At 31.9% G+C, this 18,812-nt stretch carries 2 protein-coding genes; both read right to left on the bottom strand.

Annotation, left to right across the window (positions count from 1 at the left end; genetic code table 4):
• Window positions 1–1,061: 1,061 nt before the first annotated feature.
• On the bottom strand, window positions 1,062–12,746 hold the full coding sequence (locus tag R7X45_RS01740; RefSeq protein WP_318055684.1) for a DUF1410 domain-containing protein: 11,685 nt from the start codon (window positions 12,744–12,746) through the stop codon (window positions 1,062–1,064).
• Between the two features lie 55 nt (window positions 12,747–12,801).
• Window positions 12,802–18,812: hypothetical protein (locus R7X45_RS01735; RefSeq protein WP_318055683.1), on the bottom strand; the 6,011-nt coding region annotated here is incomplete at its 5' end.

The following is an 18,812-nucleotide window of genomic DNA, read 5'->3' as shown; positions in this document are numbered from 1 at the left end:
ATTAGCAAAGGGTTAAGTTTTGAATGAACAATATATCTAAAAATTCTTTAATGATTTTTTGTTATTCAAGATAATTATAACACAAAAAAATTTTTTACTAAAAAATTTTTGAAATATAACCATCACGAAAGAAAAATCTACTTAACAGTCAAATAAAGTGAATTAAAAAAGCTAAAATTTTAATTTAAAAAGCAAAATTATGTGATTTTTAAACTACTTTTTTAGTTCAAAACACTGACAAAAATCATAAAAATACAACTGCTATTTAAACTCAATTTAAATAGAAAACTCGTTTTTATTTAAATTGAGCCTAAAAAAATATGTGAAGTTTTGAAAGAGCCATAATTAAAAGCCATAAATTTATAGATTTCTAAACGGTTAAATTTAAGGCATTCCATTATATTTAAAAACATAATGGATAATTCGCAATATCTGATTTTTTTATCCAAAAAACATAACTAATCCCTCCTTAATTCAATATCAAAATTTATTAATTCTTCTTATTGAGTCTAATTGTAACATAAATTTTTTTTAGACCAAACATTTTTTTTTTTTTTTTGCAAAAGGTTAATTTTAAGGCATTTTACCACATTTAAAACATAGTGCAAAAATTTGCATTGGCTGATTTTTTAGGAAAAAAACATAATTAATCCCCCTTAATTCAATATCAAAATTTATTAATTCTTCTTAGTGTGTCTAATTGTAACATAAATTTTTTTTAGACCAAGCATTTTTTTTTTTTTTTTTTGTAAAAGGTTGATTTTAATGCATTATGCAATATTTTAAAACATAGTTCAAAATTTGCATTATTTGATTTTTTTAGGCAAAAAACATATTCAATCCCTCCTTAATTCTAATGTCAAAATTTATTAATTATTCTTAGTTGAGGTGATTATAACATATTTTTTTCTTAGACCAAACATTTTACCCGAATTTCACGGTTTGATAAGATAATCTATTGAAAGGTATTATTGAACTTTATAAAAACGAAGATAATTTTAAAATTAATTAAAAGAACAGCATGTCTGCTGTTCTTTTTTCTTTTGTTTATATTATTAAAATTATTCAGGTAATTCTGGTGGTCAAAACGGACCTAACATATCATAGTAATTAATTGGGTCGTATAATAAAGGTTTTCCATCATGACTAGTAATAGAGACTATTCAAGAAGATTTGTGTGCTAGGTTTTCGAAGTCTGGGGCGTTAAATTGTTGTTGACCAGAATTTCAGGTAAGATTCACTTTTGATAAATCGGGATTTTCTTGGTTATGGTCTTTATTTTTTACATATAAGATGTTTCAAGTCCCACCACTATATCCAGTAAAACCACCGACAAGTCCAGTTTGTATTCTAAGGTTTTTGGTGGCTCAATTATAACCAGTGCTATTATTAACATTACTTGTTAGTCTAGGCAATGCTCTATTTAAAAAGAAAATATCATTAAGTTGCAGATCATTTGTTGTTCATTCAAGTGAAGGTGCAGATCAAAATACTTTTGAAATGTCTTTTGGAAATTTATTAATTCGGGGAATTGCATGAGTATCATCAAAACTATCACCTCATTGTCTGTTCCATCTTCTTCGATAGTCCGAACCTTGAGTTACTATCGATAAAGCATCATGAGGTGCAGCAGTACTTGCATAAGGCATTATATGCCCAGGGGTAGCATAAGGAGAATTAAGCACAAATGAATAAGTCGAAGCTGGACTAGTTATATCTGGATTTTTAAATTGTAGTGAAATTGGTAAATTAACAACTCTCCCTGCTGGATATCATAGCGGCTTTGCATTTCTAAACTTTGCAGGCAGTTGGAAAGTTCCTAAATTAGTATTAATTCTTCAATAAAGAGTCACATATTTTATCCCAAAGCCAGCATCGGTTTTTGTCCTAATTGCAACTGGCTCTTCGGGAACTTCAATATCTTGAACTGGCTGGCCAGTATTCCAACTTGGGCTATTAAAAATTTGATTATCAGGGGCGCCAATTTGCCTACTGCTAACTGAATATCCAAATTGTTTATTAATAATAACTTTTAGCCAGTCCTGTTCATCATAAGGTGTTAAATGCGGGAATTCCCCAAAAGGATTGTAATCTTTCCCAGTTTTTTGAATCAAATCAAGTGGATCATAAATTGCATAACTAAAGCCAATTAGCCCTGGATTCATATAGTCAACATTAGTTGGGGTTACAATAGCAGCACTAGATTGGAGTCTAAATGTTATGGATTGGGGTTTAGCGGGGGCAGATTGGTTGGTGATACCAATCTGATTAGTTTGAGCGCCAGTACCACTTCCTTTAGTTTGATCCTCTTTGCTAGGATCAAATTGATAGTTATTTATATCTTTCATTGTGACTTTAATTTGAGCACCAACAATTGATTTTAAAGTTTTTGGCTGAAGCCTAAATGTTGCCGTTAGCCTTTGAGGATCTCATTTTAAGTCTGATAAGGTAACGTCGGTAGGAAAACTACCTTTTTGTTGTTGTTGGTAATTACTTGCCATTGATAAATCTTTTTCAACTGGATTTTGGTTTGTTACATTGGTATTACCGTGAGTTCTATGAGGGATTAACTCAGCCTTAAGATTTTGTTTTAGCCATTCCATAGTTATTGCAGTTCCGGCTTGTTCGTTAAATCGAACATAGACTTGCTCACCTTCATAATAGTCATATCTTAGCGGGTGAGATCAAGCTGCCTCAAGGCTAACAGGAACGTTGAGAGGGGCAAAATAGATGTCGTTGAATTTTGATCCGCTTTTAGAAGCGCTTTTAACTGGTAGACCATCAACATTTTTAAGATATTTTAGTAGTTGCTCGTCATGTTGTAAGTTTTCAATTTTATGACTTTCTTTAATTGCTGAATCATAAGGAATAATTTCGGTTACTTTATAAATTGCTCCTGGTTCAAGATTTGCAATATTAAAAGTTAAAATTTGAGTTTTTGGATCAATTAAAACTGGATTTGAATTTGATTCAATTGTTAAATCACTACCAATAGGAGGAAAGACTTTTTTGTATGATACTATAAAAGGAACATCAGCAATCGAATCAGCTTGTTTTTGATTTTTTAGTTTTACACTAAGATTTACAGTTGTGGTTGAAATTGGCTTAAGAGTCAGTGCACCAGTGTCAACTAAATTTAATTTTTTAGCTGTTGTTCGAAACTCACGTAAATCTTTTTTTGCCCCTGAGGCAATTTCGGGAGCAAATGCAACAGTTAAATCTTGACTGAGTTGGTTTTGTTGGTTGGTAGAACCTCCGGCAACCCCGCTAGAACCTCCGGCGCCACTACTGCTTGCTTGTAACTTTAGAGTTATATCATTATACTCAGTAAATTGTTCAAGACCATCAACTTTAAAGGTAATCTTATTATGAACAGGAGGGTTAGAAGTTTCTTTACGTCCCACTTTGGTACTGCTGTTAGTTGTACCAGATCCGGCAGGTTGTTGAGTAGCAGGATTTTTCTCAGTAACAGTAAATTTAGGATTAAAGCCAGCATCTTGGAGATCTTTAGTTCAACCTTCAAGTTCGATTGTAGCATCATTATCATTAATTTCTGTTTTAACAATATTTGTTATTAAAGGTTGAGTAATAAAATCAAGGATGACTTGGTTTGAGGTACCACCTGTAGAAGAACTAGTAGAACTTGAGGAAGAACCTGAACCACTAGGAACAAATTTTCAACCTTGAGTTAAATTAGGGTTTTGAACTTTTGAATTATCATCAACCTTAAGATCAACTGTTTTTGATGTTAAGACATTAATTTTGTATTTTCTTCCTGGTTCAAGAATATTTAAGAATCTAAAGGTAGCCTCAAGTTTATCGGTTCCACCAGTTGCGGTAGTAATAGTAGTTGTAGCACCAATTGATTGAGATTGATCACCTTTTTCTAAATACAAAGTAACAAGATCATCTTTTAAGAAAGCATCATCTTTGTCAAATTCTAATTTAATTGTTGCCGAATCAGTTGTAACTTCACTAATTGTAGTATTAATTAATTTAGTTTTTTCTGCTATTGAGTAAAACTTACGTTGTAAGGCACTTTCTTGACTAATTGGGGTGTCAAAGGTGATAGGGGTTCCAGACCCTGTTCTCGGTTTTTCTTTTATTGATTTAATAATATATTGTTTTGCTTTTTTGAGGCCTCGATTAACAACAAATTGAACACTTGAAACTTTTTGGCCGCCAGATTGACTTAGCCTTTGTGTGGTAGATACTTTTTTATCAGTATCTCTTCAACTAGTTGGAATATATTTATTTCCAAATTGTTCATCAATTTGTGCTTCTAGTTCCAAATTTTTGTTATTTAGCTCACCGTTATTGTTGTAAAATTCAACATCAATATTAGTTTGACCTTCTGAGACAGTCTCATATTTAATTGCCTTAATTGCATTTTTAGTTTTTAAGTCAATTCTACTATTATTTGCTGGCGGAGTTATTTTTAATTTTTGAGGTAAGCGAACGGCAAATTGATTCTGAACCCCTTCTTTTAGATTAAATATATAATTTTTAATTGTATATTTATCTCCAGGAATAAGACCTTTGGCCCCAAGAACAACTTGTCTTTTTTGACCAGATCTAGGTGTACTTGAATCATTTATCAGTTTTGATTCAGTATAAAAGATTTTCCTTTCAACTGATTCAAGCTCAAGTTGAATATTATATTTATCTTTTAAAAAATCTCAATCGCCACTATCAATCTCAATTTGGAAATAACCATTTGTAAGTTCGGCCTGGTTTTTTTGTTGACCATTGACTCTTATATTTGAACGATTTGTTGTTGAACTCGTTACATTTTTAATCGCTGTTGTTTCAACTGTTGTATTGACAATTGTTTGTCATTTTTCTGACTCAGAAGTTGCTATTCTTTTGTCTTCAGGCTGCAATTTTTCTTTGTCAATATAAAGACTTAATGGTGTAGTGCCTTGACCTCTAGCTGCAAGACTGATTTCTTCAATTAAGTATCAAGAACCTTTGTCAAGTCCCCCTAGCTCAAATTCTAAAAAGGTAATTCCAAAATTTTCTTCACTTTCTTGTTGGGCTTGAATTGCTGGACTTGGTTGTCTTTGAGGTACTCTGACTGTGACTGAATTAATATCTTTGTTTCTAGATGCATCATTATAGTTCGCTTGATCTCACCAACCATAGGCATTGTTCTTTCTACGAAGTTTTTTGAACTTAATAATAGCTCTATGATTGCTAAAGTCTAATTTTTGTGAGTTTTCAACAGCTAAATTTAGTTTAATACTTGTTTCACTAGGAACATAAGTCATTTTTGTAATCAGTGGGGCGGTATTAAAACTAAATGAAGAATGAATACTTGGTTGAGAAGAAAAATTAACGGCAACTGGGGCATTAGGATCAGGTACAATAATTTTAATTTGCTGAGCTTCATCTTCAAGACCAATTATTGTATATTGTGCTCCTGCATCTAAATTATCAAGATCAAATTCATAATAATAATGAGCCTGGTCAGGTTGGTTGTTTAGTCAACCCTGGGAAGTAGATTGGCTACTTTGCACTAATCTTGATTCAACAGAAGTTGTTGTTGTATTAGAAATTCCTTGTTTTGAAGATTTATAAACTAATTTTAGTCTAGTTGATTTTTCTTCAAGTGGTTTGTCTTGGCTTGAGAAAAATACTCTAACTTTTGCTTTTTGCCAAGGCTTACCAGTTCGTTTATTATCTAATTGATAAGTAATTCCTAAGGCAGTAGCTGATTCAAAAGTTGTTTTGAATTGTTTTTCTTCTGCTGCAGTTGGCTGACCTGTTGAGTCTTGCTGAGCATTTTCTTGAATTTTTTGGTCGTCAAATTCAATAGTTTGCTGATTTTGAAATTGAGTCTGAGCACCACCAAGGGTTGTTGGGTCTTGGTTTTGAGCTTGATCAAAAACTAATGAACTAATACTATAGTCAGTATTTTTGTCAAGATTTTTTAATTGGAAGACAACTTTTGAAGTTTTTTCAATTTCATCAGCAATAATTGCGCCTTCTTCTTCTCTTGTTTGGTTTGTATTATATGTAAAAGTTCCTTTTACAGCTTTACCAATAAATGAACCATTTGGATCCTCAATTACTAATTCAATTGTTGCACTTGTTTCTGAAATTGCTTTTTTACGGATTGCAATTATTTTTGTATTTGTATAAAAACTACGTTTTGCAATAGTAACTGATTCTTTAATTGCAATTGGTGGAACTTCTAAATTTGATAACAAAGGAGAAGATTTTAGCTCTTCATCAAGAAAATCAAGTGATTCAACAACATATTTTCCTGGTTCATTAATATTATTAATTGTCACTTCAACAGTTGGCTCTGGAGCACTTGTATTTACAGTTGATTTAAAATCGTCTTTGTTAATTTCAACACTTTGCCCTAAACCTTTTGGACTTGTATAGTTAACTTTGATTTTTTGGTGTGTTTCAAGAAAAGCTTTGAATTTTGGATCAAATTTAATTGTTAGTTTTGCATTATTTTGACTAAAATCAGGTTTAATTTCGATTGCCTTTACATCTACTTTGGCTGGATAAGTTAAAAATGCCCGTTTTTCTTCAGCTTGAGGTGAGAAATTAAAGAGTCCTGAATTTTGATCACCATCATTTTGATTTTTTGTGTTTAAAACATTATCAGTATTGCCTTTTGTATCATAAGCAATTTTTGTTATGTAATATTGAGCAAATGGATCTAATCCGGTTAGCGTAAATTTGAATGTTGTACTGTCTTGAATTGACTCGTCATTTGACTCTTTGTTTAGACCTTGAGTTGAAGTACTTTGTAATTCTGCTAATACTTCCTGGATTGTGTCTTTTGCTTCATTACCATCAACAACTTTTTTAAACTGAATTTTTGCTTTTATTGATTTGTGACCAGCTTGAATGTGTTTAAATACATCTCCAGTATCTTTAAGATTTAAGATAAAATCATAATTTTCAGGATTTGTATCATTACGGAACTGTAAAATTGAATTAACAATTGGTAAGGTAGCAAATTTTTTGGTTTCCTCAGTTACTTTTGTATCAAAAACAAAATTTAATGGTTTAGCTGAAGTTGTGCTACGACGACGTCTTGAAGGCTGAGTTCCCCCTGCTTGTTTAATTCCTAAAACACGAAATCCGGTACCTTTTTCAAGGTCTGTTAGTTCAGCTTTAAATTTGACATTGGCTTGATCGGCGGTTTCAAGAGTCAATTTAGCAATTTTTTCAGCAGTTGAACCTGTTTGGTAATAAACTAGCTCTAACTTATCTTTATAATCAACATGTTTTAAATACTCATCAGTTTTATCAAAAGTTAAAGTAATTGTGGCACTATCAACTTTTTTGTCGTCAATATCAATGCCTACAATTTTTGCAGATTCAGGTCTAATAGTAAATTGACCACCAAATTCAACTTGACCATTTCCAGCAACATTTCCTTCAATTTGTGTTTTTGTCCCGGGATCACTAAGTTTAACAGCAAAATCTGAAAACTTTTGATCTGAGCTTGGATTAGTTTTTGTAGTTGGGTCAACATCGATCTGAGTTGCTTGAACCCCAGAAATTGTTTGTTCTGTTTTATCTATATCAGCTCAAGTTAGACTAAAGAGTTTATAAATAGCATTTTTTTCTAAGTCTTCAAATTCAAAACTAAATTTAGAGTTTTTAATTTTCCCTTTTTTTGTTACATTATAAACTGTTTGTTGTTGAAGGTCTTCTCCTTTTGCATCAACAACTTTTTGTAAAGTTGCTTCAACATCACGACCTTCAAATCCACCATTTGTGATGCTTCTTCCGGCAAGTGGATCTTTAATTGTAAAACTAGCAAGATATTTTGTTTCAGAAATTTTGTCAATTGAATAAGCAATTACTTCAGGTTTAGTTGCAAAATAAAGTTTTGATAAAACCTCTGGAGTTGTGGTTTGTTGGGCTCCTTGGGCTTGCTGAGGATCACTAAATTTGAAAGTTTTTAGTCTTTTTGGACCACCTTCAACTTCTGGAGTAATATCTTCTACTTTTGTAAGAACATATAAATTTCCAGGGCTAACTGAATTAAGACTAAGGCCAATTGTAGGCTTTGTGTTTGTGCCTTGACTGGTTTCAAATTCTTTTTGGGTAGTTACTTGTTGACCAGTTTGGGCATCTTGGAAAGTAAATTGAAGTTTTCTTTTTGTATTAGCACTACTTTGGTATAAAAATTGCTCATTTTGGGCAAAGCTAACTCTAATATCAGCACTTGTGTTATCAGATTTATAACTAATATCAGTAATTGTTGCTGATTCAGCATCAAGTACAAATTCTTTAGTTACTTTTTGATTTGGTTGGGCTGGTTGACCAGCAGTAGCACCGTCAAAGCCATCAACGACTTCTCCGCCTTGAATTTGGTCAGGTTGAGGCTGAGTCGGCAAACTATCAAGAACTTTTAGCTCTTCAATTTCGTATTGGCCGGCTTTTTCTAAACCGCTAATGTCAAAAACAGCATTTCCGTTAATTATTTCAGCACTATAAACAGTTGGAATTTTGGGTTGAGGAACTTGGTTACCTTTTGACTTAATCTTAATTTGTAAAAATTTATTATTTCAATTAGCACCATTGTCATTTAATTTAACATTAATTTGAACAGAAGTCTCAGAAGTTGAAATTGGCTTAATTTGGGCTAAACTTGGTCTTGGTGAGAAAAATTGTTTTTCAAAACCTGCCTGAGTATTTGGTGAGTTATCAAATTCAAATTTGAATTCTTGTTTTTTTAGATCAAGGTCATTTCGTACTTGAGTTGAGTCTTCTTTTAGCTTAATGTTTTCAATTTCGTATTTATCTCCAGGAGATAACTTGCTTAATTGGAAAGTAATTGTTTTGGCTGTTGTATCGACAGTTGCTTCAACTTGTTCAGTTTGGCTTGCTTGGGTTGATAAATTTTTATAGCTAAGCTCAATTTGTTTTTGGCCTAAATAGTCATCAATATTGTCAAGAGTAAGTTTAACATTTAAAGAAGTTGTCTGGATTGACTCAGTTTCAATTTTGACAATTTTTGCAGTCTTAGCTGTTGTAACAAATGATTTTTTATCCTCAAGACTTGTATCAGTTTCAAGTAGTTCAATTTCTTCTTCTTGAACTCCGCTTTGGGAGTCAACATTAACTAAAACTGGATCTAAACTACGCTTAGAACGTCTTGAAGAAAAAGTCACAACACCAGGATTGGCAGCAGGAGTAGTTTCTTTTTCAAATTTAACTGATTTAATTTTGTATTTTGTTGCCTTTTCTAAATTTAAAAAGGTAAAATCATAAATTCCATTAAGACTTGTTCCGCTTAAGATTAAATTTTGGGCTTGAACTTGACCTTGGGCTTGAGTTTGAGCTCCGTTAATTTTTTCTAGCTCAACAATTAATTTTTTACCGGCAGTATATCTTCCATCATCTTTGAGCTCAAGTCGAAGACGGGCTTGGGTTTCAACTTCAGTATCAAATTCAATTTTTTTAATTACCGCTGCAGTAGCTATTATTTGATCTTTGTAAAAATCAAGATCATCTAAATAAATATCAACTTTTGGTGTTTTGTCGGCATCCGCTTCAGCTTGGACTTGTTCAAAGCCAAGAATTACATACTGTTGACCGTTTTCAAGATTTTTTAGTTCAAAAGATGTTTTTTGGTTATCTACATTAGTTTTTGCTTCAACAATTTGTTCTTCTTCTTGGCCACCATATTTTTTATAGCGAACTTTGAGTTTGTTTTTATTAAGAAAATCATCAAGTTTTTCAGACTGACCAGGCTGGTTTTGGGTATGGTTAAATTCTTTACCAAATTCAATTTCAAATTGAGCAGTGTTTTTAGTTCGATTTGTTAGCTGAATTTTTGTAACATTAGCCGTCTTTGGAATCGTAGAAAATTCTGATTTTTCTGGTGAATCAAGTAAGTGGGCTTTAAATGGAATTGTGTTTGTAGTTTGACTTACATCAAATAGTGAAACTGATCTTTTTGTACGGCCAAAAGTCTGAACTGCCGCAGCCTGAGGGGTTGTATCACCAATTTCGAGCGAGTTTTTGTCTATTTCATAAAGACCTTGTTTGTATAGGTCGGTAATATCAAATAAAATACGCGCACTATTTACTTTTGCACTAATTTTTCCTTCTTTAAAGTTAGCATTTGTAGCTTGTGTAACGTCGCCATTTTTTGCTTTTAGACGGTATTTAAGTGTTGCGGTCTTACCATTATAGACACCTTTTGCATCAGCTAAAATGAAAGTAGCAATTACACGCTGCTCGTAAGAATTATCATAGCCAACTTCAATAATTGCACTCTGAGTGAAAAATGAAGACTGACTTGAGTCAAATTTGTGATCAGCATCGCCAAATAAAATATTTCTTTCAGTAAGTACTTTATTTGTATCTTGGTTTAGTTCAACTTCTTTTGTAAGAACAATCGAATTAATATTGTATTTTGAACCGATTTCAAGATCTTTTAGCTCAAAAGTTAAAGAATTATCAGCATTTTGGCCAGTTGTATTAGTCTGATTTGCAAAAGCTGATAAAAGCTTTGATGAGCCAGCAAGAGAATAGTAAATTTTTACTTTGTCATTACCAATTGCCTTAATTGTTTCAGGACTAAAAGTTACTTTTAGTTTGGCACTTGTTTGTTGCTCAGCAAGATTTTCAATTTTAGTTAAAACCAAAGGAGCATGAACACCAAATATTTTCTGGGCCGGAGTTATTGTCTTTGAAACTGCTAGAATATCTGAATCACCTTTTGATGACTTATAGTCTTCAACTTCAATTTTTTCAATTAAATAGTTTTGTCCTTTTGATAGCGAATCTATTGGCAAATTGGCAATTATTGAATTATTTTCAATAATTGCATCAATAGTCTTAGAAGTCCCGCCAGGTATTAGTTCTTTATAAGTTATTTTTGCTTTTTTTAGTGACTCTAGGATATTTTTAAAGGCAATATTAAGTTCAACTGCAGTGTCAGATTTGGTTGTATAAGTAATTGAACTAACAGCCGGACGGGTAGTTCAGGTTAGTTTATTTGTACTAATATTAGGACCAAAATTTAAAAATAATTTATTAACAAATTCGTTTGTTGAGTCAGCAATTCCGACTGAGTCAATTAAATAATTAGTTCCGGGCTCAAGATTAATTAAATCCCAACTAAGAACCAATTTATTACCATTAATACTAAAAGCTTGTGCCTGAGATTTAATTAAATTACTTGATCCAGCCACTTTAAAGTATAGAGTTGCAATTTTATCTTTAATAAAATCATCAACTGAATCAAGAATCATGCTGACACGACTTTGATCTTCGCTAATTCGGTCAACAACCACTGATTCAACCATTGCACTTGTTGCATTAGTAAAGAATTTTTTCTGTTTTTGGTCAAAATTTTGGGCAAAGAAAATTTGACTAGTCTGAGGCTGACCGTTTTCGTCAAAATTTGTGGCATTTTCAACAATTTCAAGTGATGAAATTGTAAAGTGTTTTTCTTTTGGTAAATTTTTTGCTAGCGAAAATAATTTGTTTCCAACAACATGGGCTGAACTTGAGAGCATTTTTGTTGGCTGGTCATCAGCAAAGAAATTAATTTTTACTTCTTTACCATTTAACATTAATGATTGGTCATTGAATTTAATATCAAAACTTGAGGTATTATTTGCATCAACAAAAGTTCTAATTCGGGCAATTTCAGGTGCAGAAATAAATGAAAGATTATTATTTGTTGAAATTGCCAAAGAGCCAGAATTATTCCAAATTCGTGAAATTCAGAATTTGGTTCCCCCAGGAATTTGTTTTAAATCTAAATTAGCAAAAACTTTATTGTTTTGGACAATTAAGCTAACATCATTTGCAACTCCAAACTGGAAATTATCTAGTTCGTCTTTGTAATAATATTCTAAATTAATTTTTTCATTTGGATTAATTTTAATATTTTTGTTTTCAAAAGCTAGCGAAATCTCAAGCAAAGCTGAATTTAGACCATAGGCCTTTTGGCTAAGATTTAAAATTTTACCAGCAATTGGACTTGGGGCAAAATAACGATTAGCCAAAGGCGAAATTGCCAAATCAAAAAGCTGATCAGGATCGTCAAAGTAATATTTTGTGGCAACAATTTCGTATTTTTGATTGCGATCTAAATTTCTTAGCACAAAACTAGCTTGTTTTTGGTCATTTTTGGCAACAAGTTGTCCTTTTGCTTCTTGAATTTTATTTGAACCAATTTCTTTGTAGTACAAAATTAAATTAGCTGAATCAAGTAAATTTTGTGAGTCAAATAAATCAAGATCTAAAATTGTATCATTTTCAATATCATAATGACTAAATTTTTCAACTTGATTTTTTGTTGAAAAAAACTGCGAAGTTTTTGAAAAACTAAAATAATAACGCGGATTATTTGGAGCTACAAGTTGTAATTCATAAATTGAACCACCAAGTAAATTATCGGCATAAGTATGAAAAGTGTCAGTTTTTGGGTCATACTCGACTTTAGTTTTAACACTATAACGTGATTTTTGACTAATATAAACAAGTTCTAAATCAGCTTTTTTTGCCCAGTCAGTATCTTGTTTTGTTTTACCTTGGAGTTTAAAACTAAAATCACCTGAATTAGGACTTACATTGTCAGCAACAAAATTTTGGACATAGATTGTTTTTGGAGTAATTACTTTGGCAAGATAAGGCGAGAGCGAAACAATAGCACCGGTTAAAAAACCGCTGCTTGCAAGTAATTTTTTACTAAGATGGTTGTTAATTGTTTTATTGTTTTGGTATTCTTGATTTGCTTTTTTCATAATTATCTCCTTTAATTGGTTGAAATAAATTAATTATTTATCTTAAAAATAATGATTAATAAGTAATTCTAAGTCAGGCGTTGTCGTGTGATACCCATGGGACAAAATAAGGGTTTTCAGCATCAACTTGGAGTCCATCATAACCTTTTACTGGTAATAGGTACTTGTGTGATCCTCCATTAGTAAGATTTTGGAATTTATACTGTTGATTTGATTTATAAATATTACCACCAACATCTCCTCGTAAAAAACGATTTTGCGTAAAATCTGGGGGTAAATAAGGAAAAACTAGTAGGCCCATAAAATTTAAATTTGTCCCGGTTTTTGGAAGTTCATGTTCGGATCAATTAGCAGGAGCTAAATTTATTCAAAGAGTTCTGTCATTAACGTTAATATCGTCTTGTAATCTTATAGGAAGGCCGTTTTTATTTCCAAATAAATAGATTTTACCTGTTTGATCAACAAAAGTCGCATAAGAAACAGTTGGGATAATTTCCTGAAGTGTGACACCGCTTCTAATGGCATTACCCGGAGTATTAAATTCAATTCTTAGTCATTTTGCGTCTTTTTGGTATTGAACAGATTTTATACCAAAAGGGTGACGATCTTGTTTTGCTCAAAGCTCGTTAAGTCAAGTATCCATGTTTTTACCCGCATAACTAGTTCCATAAATTTGACCGGCTATATTGGGATCAGCTACACTTGGGTTCTGACCACCCCCAGTAACAAGACCTTTAACAGGTCCAGTTGGGCCAATGAAAAAAGTGTTAGAATGGTTTACTTTGTGAGGAGCTCTGTCGTGAAAATCATTATACATTTTTTGAAAAATTGATCTTTCAAAGGCATTGATAATTTGTACTGTTTGACCCCTGTTTTTATCATATTGTCTAACTTCTGAACCATGCCAAACATTTCCAGATGGATTTGCTCAAAAGTTACCTCAATATGGATCTTCTTTTTGAATTATTGGCGAAGTCATAAATGTTAGGTTTACTTTATCTGAGAAGGTAGGAACTAAAGGTTCGAAATCTTTAACATTAGCTGAACTAGTAAGGAGATTGCTTAAAATTTTTGGATAAATAGAAATAATTTTCTTAGAAAAATTATCAATAGAAGTATGGTGATATGTAATTATTAAGCCTACTTTTACAGTCTTATTAATACCTGAATTATCAACTTCGAACTTTGCAAGTCTAAGACTATAAAACTTATTTCTGACATGATTTTCCTTTAGTGTGGTCTTTGGGTATACAACTTTAGGAATTTGCTTAATTAAATCAACATATTTATGATTAGGGTTGTCTACAAGTGATGCAAAAGGATTGCTAATATTATAATCATAAATCTTTACATCAAAATCAAGGTTATAGGAACTTGAATTATTTGCTGTTCATTGATTCTTTATAATAAGACTTAAAAATGTTCCATCATCATTTGTCGCATCTACTTTATATGTTGATTGATTATTTGCCGAACCGGGATTTTTTATTATTGCTCGCTGATCATCAAATCTAATATTTGATGATAATTCAATTCATTTAGCTAAATCATTTACACCTTGAATTTGAGCTCTGCTAAAGTGATTCTTTAATGGCGCTAAAAGTTCTTTTGGATCATCAAATTCCATTTCAATATAAGCACCAATTTGGTTTAGCGGCTTAATTTCAGATTTTTTGAGCAAAATTCTGTTTGTATATTTGGCAAAATCATCAAGTTCGATTGTTTGAATTCTTGACACTTGACTAGTTTGCGAACCAGTAGTAGAAGAATAGGCTTCTCGGTCTGAATTTGTGTTGGCTGTCTGATTAGTATTAATATTACTTATAATTTTGGAAAATACTGATTGTGATCGATTATCATTGTCTCTAAAATATTTATACTGAATAGCAACACGCATCTTGTAATATGATAGTCAAGATGCATCACCTTTAAGGCTAAAAGCAAAATAACGACGATAAGGGTTTGAACCAATTTGGTTATTGTTATTTAATTGATTTAGCTCTTGGTGATATTGTACTAAAGACTTAATATTATCAAGTGCATTTTTTTGTCTTTCTAATTCAGCCTTTTGTTTTTCGATTTCTTTCTTAATTTTAATACCTTCGCCGATCAATTCACGTTCATATTCTGCTTGGAAACTAGTGGTTGCTAGTTTTTTAAGTAAATCAATACGTTTTTGATCCTGAGTATCAAAGTTTTGGATATCGTTCTCAATTACTTTAATTTTTTGTTCAAGAATATCTTTTTCAATTAAAAGTCTTTGCAGTTCGGGATTTTCGGTATATTCAACCGGCGGACCAATTAGCTCACGCGGATTATATAATTCAACTAATGAACCTGCATTGTTTGGCTCATATTTTGCCACTTGTATTCAGCTTCTTGCGTCTTGAGCGTTGTTCCCTTTGTCTTTATCCTCAACTCCCTCGAGAATTAATTTTCAATCTTTCATTGATGATTGATCAATTGCAAAGTAAGGATCATCAAAAGCAAAATAAATAGTTTGCTCAAATGTGTCTTCTTTCCCTGAATGATTATAAAAATTAGTGATTCCCGCCTTTACTAAAGGTGGCTGAGCTAATTGAGTTGTAAACTCAAGATTATTAGTATTAGGGGCAGTGCCTTGGCCTTGATCAAGGCTTAAAGTAAGTTGCTTTGAAGGGTCAGTTTCAACTGTTTTAATTTGAGTAACTTTATAGGTTGTTGAAGGATAGAAATTAGTATCTTGAGCATCGGTGACTTGTTGGTTGTCTAGACTTGCAACAAGTGCGTTTTTGGAACTATCAAATCTGACATTAAAGTCATATTCTCTTTCATGGTTGTTAGTATCTCCAGGTTTTAATTCTGTGCCATTAGGGCCTAGTGGCTTAAATTTAACCTTAATTTGTTTATCATTTAGTGATCACATTGAAACTGGATCTAAATTTAGGGTTAAATTTTCAGGCACATATTCAGGCTTAGGAGTAGGAGGATTGGTAGTAGTATTATAATTTCTAGGTGTTTGGGTTAAAATAATTCTTTCAGGTGAGAGTTCAGTAAATGAGGTTTTGAATACTTTTGCATCATTGCTAGCTTGAGTTGCGGCTCCACCGCCAGAACCTTCCAATTTAAGCCTATAGTTATCTTCACCAAAAGGGATTTCAAGATCTTGACCTTGAAGTTTTAAAATTTTGTACTCAAGATTTGGAATTAAATTATCTAAATCGTATTCAATTTCAAATTTAGATGGATCTTTAAAAGTTGTAACTTGTGATTGGGTAATTAAACTAATTGGAATTTTGCTTGTTGTTTGACCGTTTGGATCAGGTTGAATAGATAAAACAATTGGATTTTTAATAACTCGATCAAAGTTAGCCGGATCACCTTTAAGCTTAATTTTTAGTTTTGCACTTGTATCTGTAAGGTTAGACACAACTAAAGATTCAATAACAGTAGGAATAATAACTTCTGACTCAAGTTTAGGAGCATACTCTAAATTATATTGTCTTTCAGGAACGGTAACAACAATATCTTCAGGACGTTTACCTTTAAGATCAGTAGTTGGTGAAACTCCTTTAAGTGTAAATTCAAAGCCAATTTTGGTTCCTGGTTGGATTAGATTTGGAGCTTTAGCAGCTAAATCAATATCAACTTTATAAGGAGTTGCTTTTTTAGCTTTATCTTGAGTTACTGGTAGATTAGTAATTGTAGTTATATCAGTATTATTGTTTTTATTTTTAATTTTAACATCAAATCTTGCACCATCTAAAAATGAATTGTCATTGTCAAAATAAAGATTTACATTTCCAAAAACTTTTGATCCATCTTCTTTTGTAGGGTTAAGTCCTGCTGAAGCTTGAGCAGAACCCGAAGCCGAAGGTTGAGCAGAACCTGTAGATGCATTACCGCCAGTAGTTCCAGTTTTTAAGCCAGTAACTTCTAAGTCAGCGAGGAAAATTTGTTGGACTGTTGGTGTAAATTTTAAATTTGTTGAAGCAGCTAAATTATCAATTTTAACTCCACCAATTTCAAAGTTCTTAATATCATAAGTATGAAATCTATCAAGGTTGTTTAATTTGAAAGTAACTGTCCCTTTTGTTGGGTCATATTCTTCTTGGGAAATAAAACTAATTTCATTTCTATCTGCTGGAGCACCAGGAACCGAACCTGCTGGAGCAGTTGTTGAAGCAGCATCTGAACGAACAATAGTAATTGTTGCAAAACTTCTTGGAATTTGTAAAAAATGTTTATTAAAATTAAATTCTAAAGTTGCTGATCTACCATCAGCATCTGTATTGTCATCTTGAGAGAAATTAGTTGACTCTTGATATGAAAATTGAGCTTTAGTTTCAAAAAATGGAATTTTTTGATCTACAGGGGCTTTTTCGACCTCAACTGAGTCAAATTTGGCAACTTCCATTTGACCTGTACCTAAAGTTGTTGCTCTAACTGTGTTTTGGGTATCAACAGTTTTAATTTTTAAATTAGAGTTTGAATTTGCTAATGCCCCCCCTGAATCTGGAGTGGTAGCTTCTTTAATTGTAAATTTAGTAATTTCGTAAGTTTTATTTGGGGCTAAACTAGCCTGTGTACGATCCTGAGAATTAATATTATCAATTGTTACTCGTGAAATTGGACCATCAGGAATAAAACTAAATTTAGTTACTGAAGGACGAGCATTTCCGGCCGGTTGGTCGAGTTTTTCGGTAATTTCAAGTTCAACTTTGTGTTTGTTTCTTCAGAGATACTCGTCTTTTTCGTCAAATTGGAAAATAACATTTGCTGCCTCATCTTGATAGGCACCAACTTGAGAAAAATTAGTAAGTCAAGCTTTTTTTCCTAGAGTTGTAAATTGAGTTTTGTCAACTCTGTTAGTTTTATACTCAGAAAGTTCAATTTTTTGATCTTTGTAAGCAAAAAATTCAATATTATAAAGTGAAGCTTTATTTAAGTTAGTCTCAAAAGTAGCAACATAAAAATGTGAAACACCTGCTTGTGTTCTTGATTCATTTAATTTTTTAATTGAACTAGCTCTTCTTATTTGTTCATATTTTTTAAGAGACTCATTGTATAGTTGTACTCTAAAATTATCTCTATCTCTATCTTGATCTGATAGATCTTCTGAAGAAATAAAATAAGCATAAATTGTTGCATCAATTCCTGAAAACTTATCTTTTTCTTCAACATAAATTAACTGATCATACAAAGCAATTGGACTTGTTTGAATAATTGATGTTTCATTAATTGTTGTGTTTTTTGAATTATCTCTATCAAAAGTCGCTAAAGAATTGTAATTTGAGTTAAAATCAACAAGATTTTGAGTTGAAGTTGAAACACTTCGTTTTGCCCGGCCAGAAGTTGTGCCTGGTTTTTGAATTAGTTCAACTTTTGTAATTTTATAATTATAAGTTTCAAATAACTTGTTTGGATTAATTGTCTTAACTTCAGTAGAAACGCTTCCTTCAACATTTTGAGGTTTAGTATTAAGTGTATTTGTGTCACGATCAACAGTGAAGGTTGTTTTAGCTTCCGGTACAATAAGTGTTTTCTGAGCTGGAGTGGTGTAATTATCTGTGAGCTCAACGCTAACAGTTGAGTCAGAATTAATTATTCCCTCAACAGTTGAGGTTGCTACATTTCTATTTGTCTTATCAATCCGTTGGTAAGAAACTCTAACGGTATAATTTTCTAAATATTGAGCAACTTGTTCATCAAGTGTAAGTTTAACATTAGCAGTTTTTTTGCTTGAATTGTAGGTTGATTCAATCTTTTTAACACTAAAACTAGTTGGGGTTGTTCGAAATAATTTGTCTTCGTATTTAACTGACTTATCATCAAAGGCAATTACTTGTTCAGCATTGTTATTATCTGCATAATTAACTGAAACAATTTGGTAATAATTTAGTGTTTTTAAATTATTTGCCCTAAAAGTATATTGCGAAGTACTTGAGCCTGAAGCAGGACGACCAATTAGGTCTGCCTTATGTTCTTGACCATCGGTAATGTCAATATAATGCAATTTAATTGTTGGTGATTGGGCATCTAATAATAAAGTTGAATTTAATGTAATTCTTAATTCAGCATTAGTTC

Source organism: Mesomycoplasma ovipneumoniae (assembly GCF_033343935.1).
Lineage (GTDB): Bacteria > Bacillota_I > Bacilli_A > Mycoplasmatales > Metamycoplasmataceae > Mesomycoplasma > Mesomycoplasma ovipneumoniae_G.
The sequence above is the reverse complement of the archived record's forward strand: the minus strand, read 5'-3'. Positions and strand labels throughout refer to the sequence as shown.